Origin of the sequence: Isoptericola sp. NPDC060185 (assembly GCF_042728595.1) — a bacterium.
Taxonomy (GTDB): Bacteria; Actinomycetota; Actinomycetes; order Actinomycetales; family Cellulomonadaceae; genus Isoptericola.
On sequence record NZ_JBHWYY010000005.1, the window covers coordinates 106,815 to 124,849 of the forward strand.

Below are 18,035 nucleotides of genomic sequence, written 5' to 3' on the forward strand. Positions count from 1 at the left end.
AGCCGGCAGGGTCAGCCGCCGATCTTCAGCTGCCGCCGCTGCTCGGCGTAGAGGTCGGTGACCGCGGGCGCCTCGCCGTGCTGCAGGAGCAGGGACTCGAGGTCGCCGGAGAAGTCGCGCGCGAGCCCGCTGCCCGTGCCCTGCACGCCCTGGATGCCGAGGCTGATGCTGCGCGGCGCGACGTCGGCGATCGCGACGGCGTACGACCGGTCGTTGCCGATCCGCACGTTCCAGTGTGCGAACCGCGCGCCGAAGAGCGGCCCGGACGCCTGCGAACCGCCGACGGCGTTGGTGTTCACGAGCGAGATGTCGGTGCGGACGTTCTCGTACGGCAGGGCGCGGTGGGTGTCGAAGGTGCCCTGCGCCATCGTGCCGCGCCGGTACACGTTGCCGGACGAGAGCCCCTCGACGTTGAGCCCGTGGTGCTGGGAGCCGGACGGCAGCGGCACGGTGAACTTCTCGATCTCGAAGTCCTCCACCAGGTTGTCGTGCGACTGCATCCGGCAGGCGACGTCGTGGTGCGTGGTCCGACCTGCCACGACGGCACCCGTGACGGTGTTCGACTTCGCGCCGGTGAACCCGAAGCCGAGGTCGCAGTTCTCCACGCGGACGTCGCGGGCCCAGCAGTCGTGCACCGCCTGGAAGCACACGCCGTTCGAGCCGGGGTGCTGGTTGTGCGGCGTCATGGGCAGCAGCTCGTTGCGGATGGTGAGCGCCTCGACGCCGGAGTCGTGCACGGTGGGCCCGAGCGCGCGGATCCGCGCGGGCCACTCCGGCCGCAGGTCGTACCGCAGCGGTTGCGCGAGCTGCACGAGGCGCGGCCCCAGCACCGCCTCGACCCGCACCGGCCAGGACGGGACCGCGTACTGCACGTACTGCCCGCCCGAGCCGGCGGTCAGCTGGGGCGCCTTCGTGGCCCAGTCGTACACCTGGGCGCCGGGACCGTCTCCGGCGAGGTGCTGCAGGAAGTGGGCGTCGGGCCGGTTCTCCACCTCGAGCAGCACCATGTCCCCGGCACGCAGACCGCCCGTGTCGGAGACGAGCAGCGTCCGCTGGCCGCGCGCGGCCGACGCCACGGTGGCGAGCGTCTCGCCCGGCAGCCAGCCCTCCTGCCCTGCGTAGTCGTCGGCCTCGGACTGCGCCTTGCGCTCGGGCGCCACGAACCACACCTGCCCGCCGGTCCACGACCAGCGGCTGTTGCCGTTCGACTGTCGCGCGCGCCGGTAGCCGTCGTCGAGCGGGCGGGAGAAGTGGAGCACAGTGTCCGCGGGGCCGTCCCCGCGCAGCACCACGCCGGACCAGTGCATGAAGACGGGCGCGGCGAGCAGGTACGTCCCCGCGGGGACGAGGACGGTGCCGCCGCCGCGCTCGTGGGCCGCGCGGAGCGCGGCCTCGAAGGCCGGCGCGCAGTCGGTGACGCCGTCGGCCACCGCGCCGAAGTCAGTCACCTTGGCGACGACGGGCAGCGGGCGCGGGCGCGCGCCGAGCCGATACCCGGCCTGCGCGACGAACGGCACGAGCGGGTGCGCCCCCGGCGCGGCGGCCCACTCGGCGACGAGCCGGGTGGAGTCGTCGACGACGGCCGCGTCGGCGCCGGTCGGCATGGCGTCGGACACGGCGGTCGCCGGCACGGGGGCGGCCGTGGCGACCGCTGCGGGTGACGCGATCGCCCCGGCGCCGGCGGCGGCCACGCCGCCGAGGAAGAGCCGCCGGCTCAGAGGGGAGTGGTTCGCGGAGTTCTGACCTGGTTCTCGTCGCACGTCGTGACCTCTTCGTCGTCGTCGTGATGGATGGTCCGGGGCAGCGCCACGCTCTGCAATCGATTGCAGGCCGAGGCGACAGCACGATCATGGCGAAGGCCGCAGCGCCGGGCAAGGGGTCCGCGTCGGCGCCGTCCGCCGTCGGCGAACCCGGAAATTGAGTCGGAGGCGCTCAAGTTGAACCGGTCAGCAGCAACCCACCTGGAGGAGGACAGCATGACCACCACCCTGACCCGCACCCCGTTCGCCGACGCGTGGCTCCGCGACCTGTGGACCCCGCGCGCCACCGACCTCGCCCGGACCGAGCGGCCCGTGCCCGCGGCCGACGTGTACCGCGACGGCGAGGACCTCGTCGCCCGCCTCGACCTGCCGGGCGTCGACCCGGCCGAGGACGTCACCGTCGAGGTCGAGGGGCGCAAGCTCGTCGTGCGCGGCGAGCGCAAGGACCAGCGCTCGGAGGAGTCCGAGGGCCGCCGCATCTCGGAGGTCCGGTTCGGCGAGTTCCGCCGCGTCGTGACCCTGCCGAAGGCCGTGGACGGCGACGCCGTCCGCGCGTCCTACGACGCGGGCGTCCTGACGGTCACCGTCGCCGGCGTCTTCGCCGGCACGACGCCGCAGCGCATCGAGGTCACCACCGCCTGACCCGCTCAGGCATCACCCGACGGCGTCCGGTCGCACCCGCGACCGGACGCCGTCGCGCGTCCCGCCCTCGCACCCTCGGAGCAGTCACACCTCCACCCCTCGCCTCGTCGTCACCGTGAGGAACGGATGAGGAACGACGACCGAGGAGACGAGATGTCGCACAGGACGCAGATCGTGGTGGTGGGCGGCGGGTACGCCGGCGTGACGGCGGCCAACCGCCTGACGAAGCGCGACGACGTGACGGTGACGCTGGTCAACCGACGCCCGCAGTTCGTGGAGCGGATCCGCCTGCACCAGCGGGCCGCGGGCACCCACGGCGCCGTCGTGGACTACGCGGACGTGCTGGCGGGCGGGGTGCGGTTGGAGGTCGCCACCGTCGACCGGATCGACGCGCCCGGGCGCCGCCTCGTGCTGGCTGACGGCAGCACGCTCGCCTACGACTACCTGGTCTACGCGGCGGGCAGCACCGGCGCGACGCCGACGGTGCCGGGCGCCGCGGAGCACGCCCACCCCCTGACGAGCCTGGAGGAGGCCGACCGGCTGGTCCCCGCCCTCGCGGCGGCCGGGCCAGCCGCGCGGGTGACGGTGGTGGGCGCGGGCCCGTCGGGGATCGAGACGGCGTCGGAGCTGGCCGAGCAGGGCCGCGCGGTGACGCTGGTCTGCGGCGACCTCCTCGGCCCGTACCTGCACCCGAACGGCCGCCGGGTGGTCGCGGCCGCGCTCACGCGACTCGGAGTGCAGGTGGTCGCGGGGGTGGGCGCCACGGTGACGGAGGTGACGGAGGGCGCCGTGCGGCTCGCCGACGGCCGCGACCTGCCGAGCGACGTCACCGTCTGGACCGTGGGGTTCCGCGCGGCGGGCCTCGCCGCCCGCAGCGGCCTGAGCACCGACGACGCCGGCCGCCTGCGCACCGACGAGTCGCTCACCAGCCTGGACGACGACCGCATCGTCGCCGCCGGCGACGCCGCCGCGCCGTCGGGCCTGCCCTACCGGATGAGCTGCCAGGCCGCGGGCCAGCTCGGCGCGGCGGCAGGCGAGACGGTGCTCGCCCGGATCGCCGGGCGGGAGCCGCGGCCGGCCACCGTCGGCTTCGTCGGGCAGTGCCTGAGCCTCGGCCGCGCCGACGGGCTCTTCCAGTTCGCCGGGCGCGGCGACGTCCCGGTCCGCGCGGTCCTGGGCGGCCGGCGGGGATCCCGCGCCGGAGCATGGCTCAAGGAGCTCGTCTGCCGCAGCACCGTGCTGCAGCTGGCCTGGGAGGCGAAGCGGCCCGGCCTCGTGCGGTACCCCGCCTTCGTCGGCGACCCGCACCGCCCGGCCGCCCTGCGCGACCGGGGGCAGGAGACCATGCCGGAGAGCACGCAAGGGACCACCGCGCCCGACGTCGTCCCCGCGGCCTCGGTGTAGTCCCGCCGGAGCGCGACGAGGGCGGCAGCGACGAGCACGGCCGAGCCTCGGTGGCGGTCCACCGGGGCTCGGCCGTGCGACGTCGTGGGCGGGACGGTCAGCCGACGCGCCGCCGGTAGGCGGCGACGGCGAGGGCGTAGCCGATGACGAGGATGCCGACGAGCCAGGCCAGCGCCACCCAGATGTCGCTGCCGACGGGCTGCTCGGCGAACAGGGCCCGCACGGTGTCGACGATCGACGTCACCGGCTGGTTCTCGGCGAACCAGGCGACCGGGGCCGGCATCGTGTCGGTGGGCACGAAGGCCGAGCTGATGAACGGCAGGAAGATCAGCGGGTAGCTGAAGGCGCTCGCGCCGTCGACGGTCTTGGCCGAGAGGCCGGCGAGGACGGCGAGCCAGGTCAGGGCGAGGGTGAACATGACGAGGATCCCGGCCACGGCGAGCCAGGCCCCCACCGACGCCCCGGTGCGGAAGCCCATGATCAGGGCCACCCCCACCACGATCGCGACGGAGACGATGTTCGCCACGACCGACGTGAGCACGTGCGCCCACAGGACGCTCGACCGGGCGATCGGCATGGACTGGAAGCGGTCCACGATGCCGCCCTGCATGTCGAGGAACAGCCGGTAGGACGTGTAGGCCACGCCCGACGCGATCGTGATCAGCAGGATGCCGGGCAGCATGTAGTTGATGTACGACTCGTCGGAGCCCGTGTCGATGGCGCCGCCGAGGACGTAGACGAACAGCAGCATCAGCGCGATCGGCGTCACCGCGGTGGTGATGATCGTGTCGGGGCTGCGCAGGATGTGGCGCAGCGAGCGGCCCGTGAGGACGCGGGTGTCGCTGAGGACGGCGGTGGTCATCAGGATTCCTTTCCGGTGCTCTGGTCTGCGGGGGTGGCGCCGACGAGGGTGAGGAACACGTCCTCGAGGGACGGCTGCTTCTCGACGTACTCGACCTCGGCGGGCGGGAGGAGCTGCTTGAGCTCGGCGAGCGTGCCGTTCTGGATGATCGTGCCCTGGTGGAGGATCGCGATCCGGTCCGCGAGCTGCTCGGCCTCGTCCAGGTACTGGGTGGTGAGCAGCACTGTGGTGCCGCCGCTGGCGAGCTGCTTGACGGTCTGCCACACCTCGATGCGGGCCTGTGGGTCCAGGCCCGTGGTCGGCTCGTCGAGGAAGATGATCGGCGGGTTCCCGATGAGGCTCATCGCGATGTCGAGGCGGCGGCGCATGCCGCCCGAGTACGTGCCGGCCCGGCGGGCGCCCGCCTCGGTGAGCGAGAACCGCGCGAGCAGGTCGTCGGCGATCGCGCCCGGGTGCGGCAGGTGCCGCAGGCGGGCCACGAGCACGAGGTTCTCGCGCCCGGTGAGCACCTCGTCGACGGCCGCGAACTGGCCGGTGAGGCTGATCGACTCGCGCACGTCGCCGGGCTTGGCCGCGACGTCGAACCCGTGCACGACGGCGGTGCCCGCGTCGGCCTTGAGGAGGGTCGACAGGATCCGCACGAGGGTGGTCTTGCCGGCGCCGTTCGAGCCCAGCAGCGCGAAGATGCTGCCCGACGCGACGTCGAGGTCCACCCCCCGCAGCACGTGCAGGTCGCCGAAGGACTTCTCGATGCCCCGCACGCGGATGGCGGGATCGGGGGTCTGTGCAGTGGTCATGTCCGGAGCTCCGTTTCCTGTGTCGTTCACGGCCGGCGGACGACGACGTCGCCGTAGCCGGTGCTGGCGTGGATCTCTGCGGTGGCCTCGTCCTCGACCGGGCCCTCGGTGGGGGTCAGCTGGTTGCGGACGGAGCCGCTGTCCGACGCCAGGTCGAGGAAGGCGGCGGTGCCCTCGGGCACCCCGACCTCGATCGAGCCGTACGAGGTGGTGAGCGTGACGGCGCCGGTCTCGAGGTTGTTCACCCGGATGCCGGCGTGCGCGGACTTCGCGGTGAGGGTGCCGCGCACGCGGCTCACCGCGATGTCGCCGTGCGCCCCGAGCACCTGGAGGGTGCCGGTGACGGATCCGACGGTGGTGGTGCCGTTGGTCGCGCGGATCGCGCCGTCGCCGGAGATCTCGTCGACGAACACGGACCCGGCGCTCACCTTGACGTCGAGCGAACCGGTGACGCGGCCCGCGGTCACGGAGCCGGCGGAGACCTTGACGTCGAGTCGCTCGACGTCGTCGACGCGGGCGTTCCCGGCGGACAGCGTCATGTCGACGACGGCGAGCGCGCCCTCGGCGTAGAGGGAGCCGGCCTTGCCGCTCAGCGAGGACCCCTCGGGGAGCTCGACGGTGATGTCGGCGGTGCCGGCGGCGAACGGGAGCACGTACTGCTTCCACGAGCCGGGGTAGGTGATCGAGACGGCGTCGCCGTCCCGGTCGACGCGGACCTGCTCGGCGGCGCGGGTGCTGCCGGACTTCGCGTTGGTGGGCAGCACGGTGACGACGACGTCGTCACGATCGCCGGCGACGACGTGCACGTTGGCGAAGGGCACGTCCACGAGGACCGGGACGGGCTGGGGGGCGGGGTAAGTGGGCATGACGGAGCTCCAACAGTGGTGTCGGTGTGGTGTCAGGCTGGTCGGTGGGGCGGGTGGCGGTGCGGCGCGATGTCGCGTGGAGTCAGCGCACCCAGCCGGTGACGCGGCCGGAGCCGCGCTGCTGCGGACGGGCCTGGGCGGCCGGACGTCCGGTGGACTGCTCGAGCGCGGCGGCGACCGCGCGGACGAGCCACGTGTTGACGGAGACGCCGTCGCGGGCGGCGGCGACCTCGGCCTGGGACTTCAGGTGGTCGGGCAGGCGGAGGGTGGTGCGGGTGGTGGCGCCGCCCTCGACGTCCGGGGCGGGGAGCGGCGTCTCCTCGGCGGCGGGCGCCGGGGCGGCGGCCTCGGCCGGCGCGCGAGGGACGGTCACGACGAACTCCGGCGACCCGCCGCGGAGGCGGATGTCGACGGAGCCCGGGGCGAGCTCCGCGGAGATCTCCCCGGCCGCGTCCGACAGCGCCTCGAGGAGCACGAGCCGCGCGGCGACGTCGAGCGGGGCGGTGAGACGGCCGGCGAGGTCGCGCGCCTCGTCTCCGCCTGCTGCGGCTGCGGTGGCGAGCTGCCGCTGCAGCTCGTCGGCGTATCGGGTCAGGTCCATGACTCCACTATGACACCACTGTGGTGTCATCGCAAGGGGTTTGGTGTCATGAATGTCGCCGAGTGGTGTCACGCCCCTCGGGGCCCGGCGTCCCGGCGTCGCGACTAGCGTGGGCGAGGTGACCCAGCACCCCGAGGACGCGCACGGCGTCCGCCTGTTCGACGACGTGCGCCCGGACGAGGCGGACCGCGCCTACCTGCCGGGCATGAGCAGCGCGTGGAAGATGCCCTGGTACGACATGCAGAGCTGGTGGCGCCACGCCGGGCGCCTGCACCGCCGCACGGTCGCGCTGGCGGGCGTCACCCCCGGGCAGCACGTGCTCGACGTCGGCTGCGGCACCGGCAACCTGGCGCTCACGGTGCTGCGGGAGGTGCCGGACGCGGCCGTGACCGGCGTCGACCCGGACGGCTCCGCGCTGCGACGCGCGGCCCGCAAGGCGCGGCGTCGCGGGATCGGACGACGCGGGATCGGACGACGCGGGGGCGGACGGCGCGGCTCCCTCACGCTGGTGCGCGGGTTCGCCGACCGCCTTCCCGCCGCGGACGGGAGCGTCGACCACGTCGTGTCCTCGCTCGCGCTGCACCACGTGCCGCTCGACGAGAAGCGGAAGTTCGCCGCCGAGCTCGTGCGCGTGCTACGCCCCGGCGGGACCGTCACGATCGCCGACCTCGACGCGCCCGACCACGACCACGGCGGGCACGACCACGGCGGGCACGACCACGGCGGCGGGCACGGGCGCGGCGGCCACCGGCACCACGAGATCGGCGTGAACCAGCACCGCGAGGACAACGCCGACGGCGGCATCCAGCGGCTGCTGACCGACGCAGGGCTGGCCGACGCGCGCGAGGTGGACCGCGCCACGTTCATGGACACGCCGGTCATGTGGGTGCAGGCGCGCCGTCCCTGAGGCCGCGCCCGTGACACCGGGGCCCGGTCAGGCCCCCTGCGGCGCGAACTGGGACAGCACCAGCTCGGCGCCGAACGGGTCGCGCACGGTGACCGCGCGGACCCACGCGTTGTCGTCGGTGGAGACCACGGTGCCGCCGGCGGCCCGCGCGGCCTCGGCGGCGGCGTCCCGGTCGGCGACGGCGAACACGATGGACCAGTGCGCGGGCCCGTCCGTGGGTTCCAGCCCGGCGACGGCGTCGGCGAACCCGGGCGGGGCGAACCCGGCCTGCCGGTCGTAGATGTCGGGGTCGGACGTCGCGGCGAGGTGGTCGCCGTACCCGGGCACGCGGGCCATGCCGATCGCGAGCTCCGGGTCCACCGCCCAGCCGAGCAGCGGGCCGTAGAACGCGAGCGCCGCGTCGGCGTCAGGCGTGCGCAGGTTGCTGAAGTTCCAGGTGCCGGGCGCGTTCACCACCTGCGCGCCGGGGCGGGTGCCCGCCTGCCAGAGCCGGCCGGGCGCGCCCTGCGGGTCGCGGAAGCGGACCATCGTGCCGGCCACCGACCCCGGCGGCCCCACGGGCTCGGGCGGCGTCACGACCTGCCCGCCGAGCTCCGTGATCCGCGCCGCCGCCGCGGCGGCGTCGTCCACGGCGAGGTAGGTGTTCCAGGCCACGGGGCCGCCGGCGGGGGCCCCCGGGTCCGGCGTCGCGAACGCGGCAACGGCGGTGGCGTCCGTGCCGTCGAGCGACGCGACGACGTAGCGGCCCGGCGCGCCGGGCGGCAGCTTCTCGGTGAACGACCAGCCGAACAGCGCGCCGTAGAACGCGAGTGCCGCGTCGACGTCGGCCACCTCCAGGTCGATCCAGCTCGGGACGCCGTGCGGGTAGGTGTGCGTCATGCCCCCACCCTGCTCCCCGCCGCCGCACCGGCAGCGTCAGGCCGACCCGTCCGTGTCCGCGCCAAGGCCGGTCGCCAGGTCGGTCACGAGGTACAGCGAGTCGCCGTGCGCGGCGTCCGCCTCGACGCGGCCGCTCTCGACGAAGCCCACCTTCGCCAGCACCCGGAGCGAGGCGGCGTTCCAGTCCCGCACCGTGGCCCACACGCGGGGGCAGCCCGACTCCCGCGCCCAGCCGAGGACGGCCCGCGCCGCCTCGGTCGCGTACCCGCGCCCCCACGTGCGGCGCAGCAGCTCGAACGCGAGCTCCGGCTCGTCCTCGGGGCCGGCGTCGCCGTCGATCAGGCCGCAGTACCCGACGACCTCCGCGGTGGCCACGACCTCCACGGCCAGCAGCCCGCGCCCGGGCGGCCGTACGCCGTCGCGGACCCAGGCCTCGACGTCCTCGAGGGTGGGCCGCCCGGCGATGTCGATCCGGCGGTGCGCGGGGACGCGGGGGTCGCGCTCCGCCCACAGCTGCCGCTGGACCGGCGCCTCCTCGACCCGCCAAGGGCGCAGCCGCAGCCGGTCCGTCTCGAGCACGACGGCGGGCCCGCGGGCGGAGAGGACTCCCATGCTCCCGACCCTAGCCAGGGCGGCACCCGCCGTTCATCCACAGGTCGCCGCGCCGCCCTTCCCCCGGCGCCCCCCACTCCCTACCGTGGCCCCATGACCTCTCGCCGTCGCACCCCCGCGCGCAGCACCGTCACCGCGGCCGCCGCCCTCGCCCTCGGCGCGGGCCTCGCCGTCACGCCGCTGGCCGCGAGCGCCGGCGGCACCGGCCACGGGCACGGCGGGGGTGGTGGGAACGGGGGCACGCCGCTGCGCGTCGCGACCTACAACCTGTCGCTGAACCGCGCGACGGAGGGCGAGCTGCAGGCCGACCTGTCCACGGGCGACGACGCGCAGGCGCGCACGGTCGCGGAGGTCATCCAGCGCGCGGACCCGGACGTGGTGCTGCTCAACGAGTTCGACTACGACGCCGCGCACGCGAGCGTGGACCTGTTCCGCGAGAACTACCTGGAGGTGCCGCAGGGCGGCGCCGACCCGGTGCGCTACCGCTACGCGTACACCGCGCCGTCGAACACCGGGGTCGCGAGCGGCTTCGACCTCAACAACGACGGCCGGGTGGGCGGCGGCGACGACGCGTTCGGCTTCGGGGAGTTCGAGGGCCAGTACGGGATGGTCGTGCTGTCGAAGTACCCGATCGACACGTCGCACGTGCGCACGTTCCAGAAGTTCCTGTGGAAGGACATGCCGGGCGCGCTCCTGCCCGACGACCCGGCGACGCCGGAGCCGGACGACTGGTACTCCCCCGCCGAGCTGGACGTCGTGCGGCTGTCGAGCAAGTCGCACTGGGACGTGCCGGTGCGCGTCGGCAAGCGGACGGTGCACGTGCTCGCCGCGCACCCGACGCCGCCCACGTTCGACGGCCCGGAGGACCGTAACGGCCGCCGCAACCACGACGAGATCCGCTTCTGGGCCGACTACGTGACGCCCGGTGTCACGTCCCGGTACATCGACGACGACCAGGGCCGGCGCGGCGGCCTGAAGCCGGGCGAGCGCTTCGTCATCGTGGGCGACCAGAACGCCGACCCGCTCGACGGCGACTCCGTGAACACGGCCGTCGACCAGCTGCTCGACCACCCGCGCATCACGGACCCGCGGCCGACGTCGGCCGGCGCGGTCGAGGCGGCCGCGCTGCAGGGCGGCGCCAACGCGACCCACTGGGGCGACCCGGCCCTCGACACCGCCGACTTCTCCGACTCCGCGCCCGGCAACCTGCGGGCCGACTACGTGCTGCCCTCGAAGGGCCTGCGGGTGCGCGACGCCGGGGTGTTCTGGCCCACGCAGGCCGACCCGCTGTCGCGGCTCACGGGCGTGTACCCGTTCCCGTCGAGCGACCACCGGCTCGTCTGGGTCGATATCACCCTCGGCTGACGCTGCGAGCGCCCGGGGGCGATCGCAGGCTCGAAGGTGCTGTGCCACCTCACCGTCGAGCCCTGGAGCCACCCATGAGACGCGCCCTCACCGCGGCCGCCGCAGCAGCGACGGCCCTGTTGCTCGCCGCGAGCCCCGCCGCCGCCCACGGCGGCAAGCCCGCACCGAAGCCCCCGACCGTCACGGAGATCGCCTCCGGCCTGGTCACCCCGCTCAGCGCCGCGGTCGGCGCCAAGGGCACCTCGTACGTCACCCAGAACTTCGCCGGCCTGCTCACCGAGGTGGACAAGCACGGCGACACCACCGTCCTCTACGGGTCCGCGAACGGCGAGGAGGTCGGCGGGGTCTCCTACCGCGACCGTCGCCTCGCGTTTACCGAGACCCTCATCGACGACGAGACGGGCCCGGTCGCGTCGAGCATCAAGACGCTGCGCCTCGACGCGAAGGGCAACCCGACCGGCCCGGCGCGCACGCTCGCCGACATCCGCGCCTACGAGAACGCGAACAACCCGGACGGCGACGTCACCTACGGGTTCCGCGACGTCGACCAGGCCTGTCTGGACCAGGCGCCGCCGGACGGCATCCCGGTCCGGTACGAGGGCATCCAGGACTCCCACCCGTACGCGACCACCCAGGTCCGGGGCACCACGTTCGTCGCCGACGCGGGCATGAACGCGATCCTGTCCGTGAGCGACCGGGGCCGGGTCCGGACCGTGGCGGTGCTGCCCGCCCAGCCGGCCGTCGTGACCGCGGAGGCCGCGGCGATGTTCGGCCTGCCGGACTGCGTCGTCGGCGAGACGTACTGGTTCGAGCCCGTCCCCACCGACGTCGAGATCGGCCCGTGGGGTCAGCTCTACGTCACCACCTTGCCCGGCGGCCCGGAGGACGACAGCCTCGGCGCACGGGCGGCGGTCTACCGCGTGAACCCCTGGTCGGGTTCGGTGCGGAAGGTCGCGGGCGACCTCCTCAGCGCCACGAACCTCGCCGTCTCGCCGTCCGGGGACGTCTATGTCGCGGAGCTGTTCGGCGGGAAGGTCACGCAGGTGACCCGGGGCGGCCACCGGACCATCGTCGAGACGCCGCTGCCCGCCGGCCTCGAGTGGGACCACGGTGACCTCCTGGCCACCACGAACGCGCTGCCCGGCGAGGACGCCCCGCCCGACGGCCACCTGGTGCGGATCGACCTGACCAGGTCGTACGGCCACGGTCACGGCCACTGACACTGATCCGGCCGCTGGGTGACGAGATCGGCTGGGGCTCGGTCACGAGCCCCAGCCGATCTCGGCCCCCGGCGCTTCCCCAGGATCAGGGCGTGAGCACCCGAGCCTGCTGCTGCGCGAGGACGCTGAGCTCGGCGGCCTTGAACGCGTGCTCCTGCGTCATCGCGTTCTCGGTGCGCTCGAGGCAGTCGAGGATGAGCTGCCCGAAGTACGGGAACCCGACCTGTCCGTTCGCGACGAGGTGGTGCTCGCCCTCGCCGTCGACGAGGAACACGTGCCCGCCGCCCTCACCGGTGCCGACGTTCACGTACTTGCGCAGCTCGATGTACCCCTCGGTGCCGAGCAGGATCGTGCGGCCGTCGCCCCAGGTGCTCAGCCCGTCGGGCGTGAACCAGTCGACGCGCAGGTAGCCGGTGGCGCCGTTGTCCATGACGATGCCGGCCTCGCCGAAGTCGTCCAGCTCGGGGTGGTCCGGGTGGTGGTAGTTCGCGATCGCCGCGTGGCTGACCTCGGCGTCCTTCGCCCCCGCGTAGTGCAGCATCTGGTCGAAGTTGTGGCTCCCGATGTCGCAGAGGATGCCGCCGTACTTCTCCTTCTCGAAGAACCAGTCGGGGCGTCCGGTGCCCAGGCGGTGCGGGCCCAGCCCGATGACCTGCAGCACCCGGCCGATGGCGCCGCGGTCGACGAGCTGCTCGGCCAGCACGGCGGCCTCGACGTGGATCCGCTCGGAGTAGTAGACGGCGTACTTCTGGCCGGTGCGGGCCGTGGCCTCGCGCGCGGCGGCGAGCTGGTCCAGCGTGGTCAGGGGCGCCTTGTCGGTGAAGTAGTCCTTGCCCGCCTCCATGACCCGCAGCCCGAGCGGCGCCCGCTCGGACGTCACCGCGGCGCCCGCGACGAGCCGTACCTCGGCGTCGTCGAGGATCTCCGCCTCGCTGCGCGCCACCCGCACGTCGGGGAACTTGCGGCGCATGACGTCGACCTTGGCCGGGTCGGGGTCGTACACCCACTTGAGCGTGCCGCCGGCGCCGGCCAGCCCGTCGCACATGCCGTACACGTGGCCGTGGTCGAGGCTGGTCGCCGCGAAGACGAACTCGCCCGGCTCCACGACGGGGGCGGGCACGGGGTTCGGGGCGTAGGCGGCACCGCTGGCGGCGCTCATGCCTTGGCCCCCACGATGATCTCGCCCGGCAGGTCGCCCACGGACGCGGTCTTGGAGAAGAAGTGCGGGGCGCGCTCCACGAGGGTGCCGGTGCGGTAGTACGGGTCGTCGGCGCTCAGCGGCAGGTCCACGGTGCGGCGCTCGACGCCGGCCTCGTAGATCGCGGTCACCAGCTCGATGGCGCGGCGGCCGTCCTCGCCGGTGACGGCGGGGCGACGACGGTCGCGCACGGCGGCGAGCATGTCGCCGATCTGCCCAGCATGGCCCGTGTGCTCCAGCGGGCGGTGAGCCGCGGCCACCGCCTCGATCGCGGCGACCCGCTCGGGGTCGCCCTGCCGGTCGGGGAAGCCGGCGGGGTTGGCGGTCTCCGCCACGACCTTCCACGGCTGCGAGACGCGGGCGTGCCGGCCCTGCACGACGATGGCCTGCTCCTCGCCGTGGCTCACCACCGACGCGGTCACCTCAGCGAGCGCCCGGTCGTACTGCAGCACGCTGACGGACAGGTCCTCGACCTCGGCGTTCTCGTGCGCCGCGTTGGTGAGCACGGACGTGACGGCCTGCGGCGAGCCCAGCATCCACAGCGTCATGTCGAGGTGGTGGATGGCGTGGTTGAGCGTGCAGCCGCCGCCCTCGCTCTCCCACGTGCCGCGCCACCACAGGTCGTAGTACTCGGTGCCGCGCCACCAGGCCGAGCTGACCTGGGCATGCGTCACGGGCCCGGCGAGGCCGGAGTCGAGCACCTCCTTGAGGGTGGCGATGTCGTCGCGGAAGCGGTTCTGGGCGACGACGGACAGCAGCCGCCCGTTCCGCTCGGCGGCGGCGATCATGGCGTCGCACTCCTCGAGCGACGGCGCCATGGGCTTCTCGACGAGCACGTCGACGCCGGCCTCGAGAGCCGCGATCGACAGCTCGGCGTGCGTGGACGGCGGCGTCGCGACGCTGACGAGGTCGAGGTTCTCGGCGGCGAGCATCTGGGCGGCGTCCTCGTAGACGCGGGCCCCCTCGAGCCCGAGCTCCGCACGCATGGCCTCGGCCCGGCCGGGCGCCGGGTCGCACAGCGCGACGATCTCGCACTGGTCGCCGAAACGCTGATATCCGGCGACGTGGGCGCGGGCGATGCCGCCGGTGCCGACGATCCCGATGGTGAGCATGGTCCCTCCGATGGAACGAGCTGACGTCGTGCATGATACGTATCATGTGATCGATCACCCAGCGTGGCCGCGACCCGCGGTCGTGTCAAGCGGTAGGAACGGGCGAAAGGTCCGGGAGGTCATACTGTGGCGGTGCCGACCCCACCCACCAGCCGCGACGTCGCGCGCCTCGCCGGGGTGTCGCAGGCGACCGTCTCCTACGCGCTGACCGGTCGCGGCACGATCTCGGCGGCCACCCGCGAGCACGTGCTCCGGGTGGCCGAGTCGATCGGCTACCGCCCCAACCTCGCCGCCCGCTCGATGCGCACGCGTCGGTCCGGCCGACTCGCCGTGATCACCGGCGCGACGCTCGACAACCAGCTCCGCCTCCTCGCCGGCGCGGGCGAGGTGGCCGAGGCCGCGGGCTTCGTCATGGAGACGCAGACCGACGACGACACGGTGGCCCGCCGCTCGGAGCGCGTGCGCGACCTGGCCGCGAGCCGCCAGTACGAGGGGATCCTCACGCTGGTGCCCGTGCTCCCGGAGGTGCTGTCCGACGCGACGGGCGCCCCCGGAGAGGGGGCCACGCCCGTCGTCGCCGAGGCGACGTTCGACGAGCAGATGCGCACCCTCGGCGACCTCGCCGACGCCAGCACCGTCCGGGTGCTCGTCGAGACGCTGGTCGCCGCGGGCCACCGCCGGTTCGCGCACGTCGCGGGGAACGACCAGTACGCGTCGGCCCGCGCGCGGCGGGACGTCTACCTCGACGCGGTCGCGCGGGCGGCGGCGGACCCCGCGACCCCCGGCGTGGTCTCGCTCGGCGTCCTCGGTGGCACGTGGTCCGGCGACGCCGCCCGCCGCGCGATCCTCGAGCTCCCCGCGCACACGCCGCCCGTCGCGGTGGTCGCGGCCAACGACGTCCTCGCCGCGGGCGTGCTGCGCGGCGCGGCGGAGCGCGGTTGGTCGGTGCCGGGCGACCTGGTCGTCACGGGCTGGGACAACTTCGCGATGGGCGCCCTCATGATGCCCTCGCTCACCACCGTCGACGTCGACTTCCCGGAGGCCGGCCGCGCCGCGATGCGCCGGCTGGTCGCCGCCGTGCGCGGGGAGCCGCGCCCGGGCCCGGGCTCCCCGATCCACCGGATCGTGTGGCGGGAGTCGACGGGCGCGGTGCCCGTCCTCCCGGCCGACGACGCCGGGGAGCCTCCCCGGTGACGGTCGTACCCTGAGGCGCGTGACCGACCCCCGCACCCTGCCGCCGTTCGCCTCCGACAACTACGCGCCCGCGCACCCGGATGTCCTCGCCGCCGTCGCGGCCGCGAACGACGGGTACGCCGTCGCGTACGGCGACGACCCGTGGACGGCACGCCTCGACGCCCGCGTGCGCGAGGTGTTCGGCGCGGGGGCGCTCGCGTTCCCGGTGCTCAACGGCACGGGGGCCAACGTCGTCTCGCTCACCGCGCTGTCGCCGCGCTGGGGCGGCGTCGTCGTGTCCGACGTCGCGCACGTCAACACCGACGAGAACGGCGCGCCCGAGCGGGTGGGCGGCCTCAAGCTGCTCGCCTGCCCGTCCGTGGACGGCCGGATCACGCCGGACGACGTCGCCCGGTGGGCCTGGCAGCGCGACGACGTGCACCGCGCGCACCCCGCCGTGCTGTCCCTCACGCAGTCCACCGAGCTGGGCACCGTGTACGCGCTCGACGACCTGCGCGCCCTGACGCACGTCGCGCACGACCTGGGGATGGCCGTGCACGTGGACGGCTCCCGGCTGGCCAACGCGGCGGCGGCGCTCGGCTGCTCGCTGCGGGCCCTGACCACCGACGCCGGGGTGGACGTCGTGTCCCTGGGCGCCGCGAAGAACGGCGGCATGCTCGGCGAGGCCGTCCTCGTCCTCGGGCCCGACGACGCGCCGGACGCCGCGTCCGCCCGCGCCCGGGAGGCGGCGCAGGCCGCCGTGCCGTTCCTGCGCAAGGCGACGATGCAGCTCGCGTCCAAGACGCGGTTCGTCTCCGCGCAGCTCCTCGCGCTGCTCGGGGAGCCCGGTGACGCGGGCGACGACGAGCCGCTGTGGCACCGCAACGCCGCGCAGGCCAACGCCATGGCGGCCCGGCTGCGGGCGGGGCTCGAGGCCCTGCCCGGGTCGGACGACGACGGCGTGCGCGTCACGCGGCCCACCGAGGCGAACGCCGTCTTCGCGACCCTCCCCCGCGACGCCGCCGACCGCCTGCGCGCCGTCGCCCGGTTCTACGACTGGGCCGACGGCGAGACGCCCGGGCGCGTCGAGGTGCGGCTCATGTGCGCCTGGGACACCGCGCCGGAGACCGTCGACGCCTTCGTCGCCGCAGCGGCCGACGCCCTGCCCTGATCGCCGAGGTAGTCCGAAACCCCGCGAGGTAGTCCGAGACGCGGCCAGGTAGTCCGAAGCCCCGCAAGGTAGTCCGGAACCTGCCGCCCTGACCGGTCAGCGCGACGCCGGGGCGGCCTCCGACGGGACCGGCCGAGCGGCGTCGAAGTCCTCGAGGTCCCGCAGCCGGCGCACGGGGCTGAGGCCCACGATGAGCGGGCCGAGCAGCATGACGAACGCGGAGCCGAGCAGCACGGCCCGGTTGCCCACGTGCGCGGCGAGCACGCCGGCCGCGAGCGAACCGAGCGGGATCATGCTCCAGGACACGAACCGGACGGTCGCCATCACGCGGGACAGCAGCGCGGGCGGGCTCGCCACCTGGCGGTAGGTGCGCGTCACGACGCTGCCCGGCACCACGGAGGCGCCGAACACGAGCGTCCCGACGGCGAAGCACAGCCAGCCGAGGGCCCCGGCGCCGAGCGGGATCAGCAGGGCGCCGGCGAACCCGACCAGCCCGTCGAGCAGCAGCACGCGCGCCGACCCGAACCGGCGCACGAGCCATGGGGTGGCGGCCGCGGCGAGCAGCGAGCCCACGCCGTCGGCGGCGAGCAGCACACCGACCATCGCGGGCGGGGCGTCGAGGTCGCGCACCAGGTAGAGGGCGAACAGGCCGGCCTGGACGCCGCACACGAAGTTCACCGCGCAGGCCCACCAGGTGGCCGGCGCCATGACGGGGTGCCGCACGACGAACCGCCAGCCCTCGGCGATCATCTGCCCCATGCCGGGGCGCGTCTCGCCGTCGCCGAGGGCGGGCTCGCGCCGCTCGGGCAGGCGCCGCAGCAGCAGCGCGGACGCGACGTAGGAGGCGACGTCGACCAGCAGCGCGGGCACCGCGCCGACGGCCTGCACCAGGAGCCCCGCGAGCGACGGGCCGCCGAGCTGCGTGGCGGCCTGCGTCCCGGACACGAGGCTGTTGCGGCTGGTCAGCTCGTGCTGCGGCACCACCGTGGGCAGGAAGGTGGTGTTGGCGGTGAAGAAGAACACCTCGGCCACGTTGACGGCGAGCGCGGCGAGGACGAGGTGGACCAGGGAGAGCTCGCCCAGCCACCACACGAGCGGCAGGGCGAGGATCGCGGCGGCCCGGACCAGGTCGGCCACGACCTGCGTGGCGCGCAGCGGGAGCCGGTGCACGATCGCGCCGGCGGGCAGCCCGAGCACCCCCCAGGCGAGGTAGGACGACGCGGCCAGCACACCGGTCTCGACGGGACCGGCGTCGAGCACGGTGACCGCCGTGAGCGGCAGCGCGACGCCGGTGACGGCGGTGCCGACGCCGCTCGTGGTGCTCGCGGCCCAGTAGGTCCAGAACGGCCGTGCACTCGTGGCCACCGGCCACCTCCTCGTCGTCGGGGTCCCGGCTGACCGCTGTGGGCGGGCGTTTGGCCCTCGGTCACCGGGAGAACAGGGCCAAACGCCCGCTCACACCACCG

At 74.6% G+C, this 18,035-nt stretch carries 17 protein-coding genes; 7 read left to right on the plus strand and 10 right to left on the minus strand.

The annotated features are described in order from the left end of the window. Positions 1 to 11 precede the first annotated feature (11 nt). Positions 12 to 1,760 (minus strand): glycosyl hydrolase family 28-related protein, encoded by a 1,749-nt coding sequence (locus tag ACFWDO_RS03585; RefSeq protein ID WP_380316762.1) that lies wholly within the window; start codon positions 1,758 to 1,760, stop codon positions 12 to 14. A 216-nt stretch (positions 1,761 to 1,976) separates the two neighbouring features. On the opposite strand from ACFWDO_RS03585, the gene ACFWDO_RS03590 reads away from it, so the two are divergent. Then, positions 1,977 to 2,402, plus strand: coding sequence for an Hsp20/alpha crystallin family protein (locus ACFWDO_RS03590; protein ID WP_380316765.1), 426 nt, complete (start codon positions 1,977 to 1,979; stop codon positions 2,400 to 2,402). Between the two features lie 153 nt (positions 2,403 to 2,555). Beyond that, complete coding sequence (locus tag ACFWDO_RS03595; protein ID WP_380325229.1) at positions 2,556 to 3,806, plus strand: NAD(P)/FAD-dependent oxidoreductase; 1,251 nt, start codon at positions 2,556 to 2,558, stop codon at positions 3,804 to 3,806. 97 nt (positions 3,807 to 3,903) lie between these two features. Here the strand turns inward: ACFWDO_RS03595 and ACFWDO_RS03600 are convergent, their stop codons facing one another. From ACFWDO_RS03600 to ACFWDO_RS03615, 4 genes are all read right to left on the minus strand, one after another. After that, positions 3,904 to 4,668 (minus strand): ABC transporter permease, encoded by a 765-nt coding sequence (locus tag ACFWDO_RS03600; protein ID WP_380325226.1) that lies wholly within the window; start codon positions 4,666 to 4,668, stop codon positions 3,904 to 3,906. Then, positions 4,668 to 5,465, minus strand: coding sequence for an ABC transporter ATP-binding protein (locus ACFWDO_RS03605; protein ID WP_380325223.1), 798 nt, complete (start codon positions 5,463 to 5,465; stop codon positions 4,668 to 4,670). Before ACFWDO_RS03605 ends, ACFWDO_RS03600 begins: the two co-directional genes overlap by 1 nt. A gap of 26 nt (positions 5,466 to 5,491) precedes the next feature. After that, positions 5,492 to 6,331: a DUF4097 domain-containing protein gene (locus ACFWDO_RS03610; protein ID WP_380325220.1), complete on the minus strand. Its 840-nt coding sequence runs from the start codon at positions 6,329 to 6,331 to the stop codon at positions 5,492 to 5,494. An 82-nt stretch (positions 6,332 to 6,413) separates the two neighbouring features. Then, positions 6,414 to 6,932: a toxin-antitoxin system HicB family antitoxin gene (locus ACFWDO_RS03615; protein WP_380325217.1), complete on the minus strand. Its 519-nt coding sequence runs from the start codon at positions 6,930 to 6,932 to the stop codon at positions 6,414 to 6,416. Positions 6,933 to 7,050: 118 nt separating this feature from the next. Here ACFWDO_RS03615 and ACFWDO_RS03620 point away from each other — a divergent pair, with 118 nt between their 5' ends. Continuing rightward, positions 7,051 to 7,839 (plus strand): class I SAM-dependent methyltransferase, encoded by a 789-nt coding sequence (locus tag ACFWDO_RS03620; RefSeq protein ID WP_380325214.1) that lies wholly within the window; start codon positions 7,051 to 7,053, stop codon positions 7,837 to 7,839. 27 nt (positions 7,840 to 7,866) lie between these two features. On the opposite strand, the gene ACFWDO_RS03625 is transcribed toward ACFWDO_RS03620, so the two are convergent. Continuing rightward, a complete protein-coding gene (locus ACFWDO_RS03625) occupies positions 7,867 to 8,718 on the minus strand; it encodes a VOC family protein (protein ID WP_380325211.1) in 852 nt (283 codons plus the stop codon). 36 nt (positions 8,719 to 8,754) lie between these two features. After that, a complete protein-coding gene (locus ACFWDO_RS03630) occupies positions 8,755 to 9,330 on the minus strand; it encodes a GNAT family N-acetyltransferase (protein ID WP_380325208.1) in 576 nt (191 codons plus the stop codon). A gap of 93 nt (positions 9,331 to 9,423) precedes the next feature. Between ACFWDO_RS03630 and ACFWDO_RS03635 the strand changes: the two genes are divergently transcribed. Together ACFWDO_RS03635 and ACFWDO_RS03640 are read left to right on the plus strand one after the other, a co-directional pair. Further along, positions 9,424 to 10,695, plus strand: a complete 1,272-nt coding sequence (locus ACFWDO_RS03635) for an endonuclease/exonuclease/phosphatase family protein (RefSeq protein WP_380325205.1) — start codon at positions 9,424 to 9,426, stop codon at positions 10,693 to 10,695. A gap of 74 nt (positions 10,696 to 10,769) precedes the next feature. After that, positions 10,770 to 11,915: a ScyD/ScyE family protein gene (locus tag ACFWDO_RS03640; RefSeq protein ID WP_380325202.1), complete on the plus strand. Its 1,146-nt coding sequence runs from the start codon at positions 10,770 to 10,772 to the stop codon at positions 11,913 to 11,915. An 85-nt stretch (positions 11,916 to 12,000) separates the two neighbouring features. Here the strand turns inward: ACFWDO_RS03640 and ACFWDO_RS03645 are convergent, their stop codons facing one another. Next, positions 12,001 to 13,074 carry a Gfo/Idh/MocA family protein gene (locus tag ACFWDO_RS03645; protein WP_380325403.1) on the minus strand — a complete coding sequence of 358 codons (1,074 nt, stop codon included), beginning with the start codon at positions 13,072 to 13,074 and terminating at the stop codon, positions 12,001 to 12,003. Continuing rightward, the gene (locus ACFWDO_RS03650; RefSeq protein WP_380325400.1) at positions 13,071 to 14,225 is read right to left on the minus strand and encodes a Gfo/Idh/MocA family protein; all 1,155 of its coding nucleotides are present in this window, start codon (positions 14,223 to 14,225) and stop codon (positions 13,071 to 13,073) included. Before ACFWDO_RS03650 ends, ACFWDO_RS03645 begins: the two co-directional genes overlap by 4 nt. A gap of 132 nt (positions 14,226 to 14,357) precedes the next feature. Here ACFWDO_RS03650 and ACFWDO_RS03655 point away from each other — a divergent pair, with 132 nt between their 5' ends. After that, the gene (locus ACFWDO_RS03655; RefSeq protein ID WP_380325397.1) at positions 14,358 to 15,419 is read left to right on the plus strand and encodes a LacI family DNA-binding transcriptional regulator; all 1,062 of its coding nucleotides are present in this window, start codon (positions 14,358 to 14,360) and stop codon (positions 15,417 to 15,419) included. A gap of 19 nt (positions 15,420 to 15,438) precedes the next feature. After that, positions 15,439 to 16,569: a threonine aldolase family protein gene (locus ACFWDO_RS03660; RefSeq protein ID WP_380325395.1), complete on the plus strand. Its 1,131-nt coding sequence runs from the start codon at positions 15,439 to 15,441 to the stop codon at positions 16,567 to 16,569. A gap of 96 nt (positions 16,570 to 16,665) precedes the next feature. On the opposite strand, the gene ACFWDO_RS03665 is transcribed toward ACFWDO_RS03660, so the two are convergent. Then, positions 16,666 to 17,934 (minus strand): MFS transporter, encoded by a 1,269-nt coding sequence (locus tag ACFWDO_RS03665; RefSeq protein ID WP_380325392.1) that lies wholly within the window; start codon positions 17,932 to 17,934, stop codon positions 16,666 to 16,668. Positions 17,935 to 18,035: the final 101 nt, after the last annotated feature.

Coding starts and splice junctions, on each gene's coding strand:
- ACFWDO_RS03590 (WP_380316765.1), top strand. CDS start 1,977: ATGACCACCACCCTGACCCGCACCCCGTTCGCCGACGCGTGGCTCCGC.
- ACFWDO_RS03595 (WP_380325229.1), top strand. CDS start 2,556: ATGTCGCACAGGACGCAGATCGTGGTGGTGGGCGGCGGGTACGCCGGC.
- ACFWDO_RS03600 (WP_380325226.1), bottom strand. CDS start 4,668: ATGACCACCGCCGTCCTCAGCGACACCCGCGTCCTCACGGGCCGCTCG.
- ACFWDO_RS03605 (WP_380325223.1), bottom strand. CDS start 5,465: ATGACCACTGCACAGACCCCCGATCCCGCCATCCGCGTGCGGGGCATC.
- ACFWDO_RS03610 (WP_380325220.1), bottom strand. CDS start 6,331: ATGCCCACTTACCCCGCCCCCCAGCCCGTCCCGGTCCTCGTGGACGTG.
- ACFWDO_RS03615 (WP_380325217.1), bottom strand. CDS start 6,932: ATGGACCTGACCCGATACGCCGACGAGCTGCAGCGGCAGCTCGCCACC.
- ACFWDO_RS03625 (WP_380325211.1), bottom strand. CDS start 8,718: ATGACGCACACCTACCCGCACGGCGTCCCGAGCTGGATCGACCTGGAG.
- ACFWDO_RS03630 (WP_380325208.1), bottom strand. CDS start 9,330: ATGGGAGTCCTCTCCGCCCGCGGGCCCGCCGTCGTGCTCGAGACGGAC.
- ACFWDO_RS03635 (WP_380325205.1), top strand. CDS start 9,424: ATGACCTCTCGCCGTCGCACCCCCGCGCGCAGCACCGTCACCGCGGCC.
- ACFWDO_RS03640 (WP_380325202.1), top strand. CDS start 10,770: ATGAGACGCGCCCTCACCGCGGCCGCCGCAGCAGCGACGGCCCTGTTG.
- ACFWDO_RS03645 (WP_380325403.1), bottom strand. CDS start 13,074: ATGAGCGCCGCCAGCGGTGCCGCCTACGCCCCGAACCCCGTGCCCGCC.
- ACFWDO_RS03650 (WP_380325400.1), bottom strand. CDS start 14,225: ATGCTCACCATCGGGATCGTCGGCACCGGCGGCATCGCCCGCGCCCAC.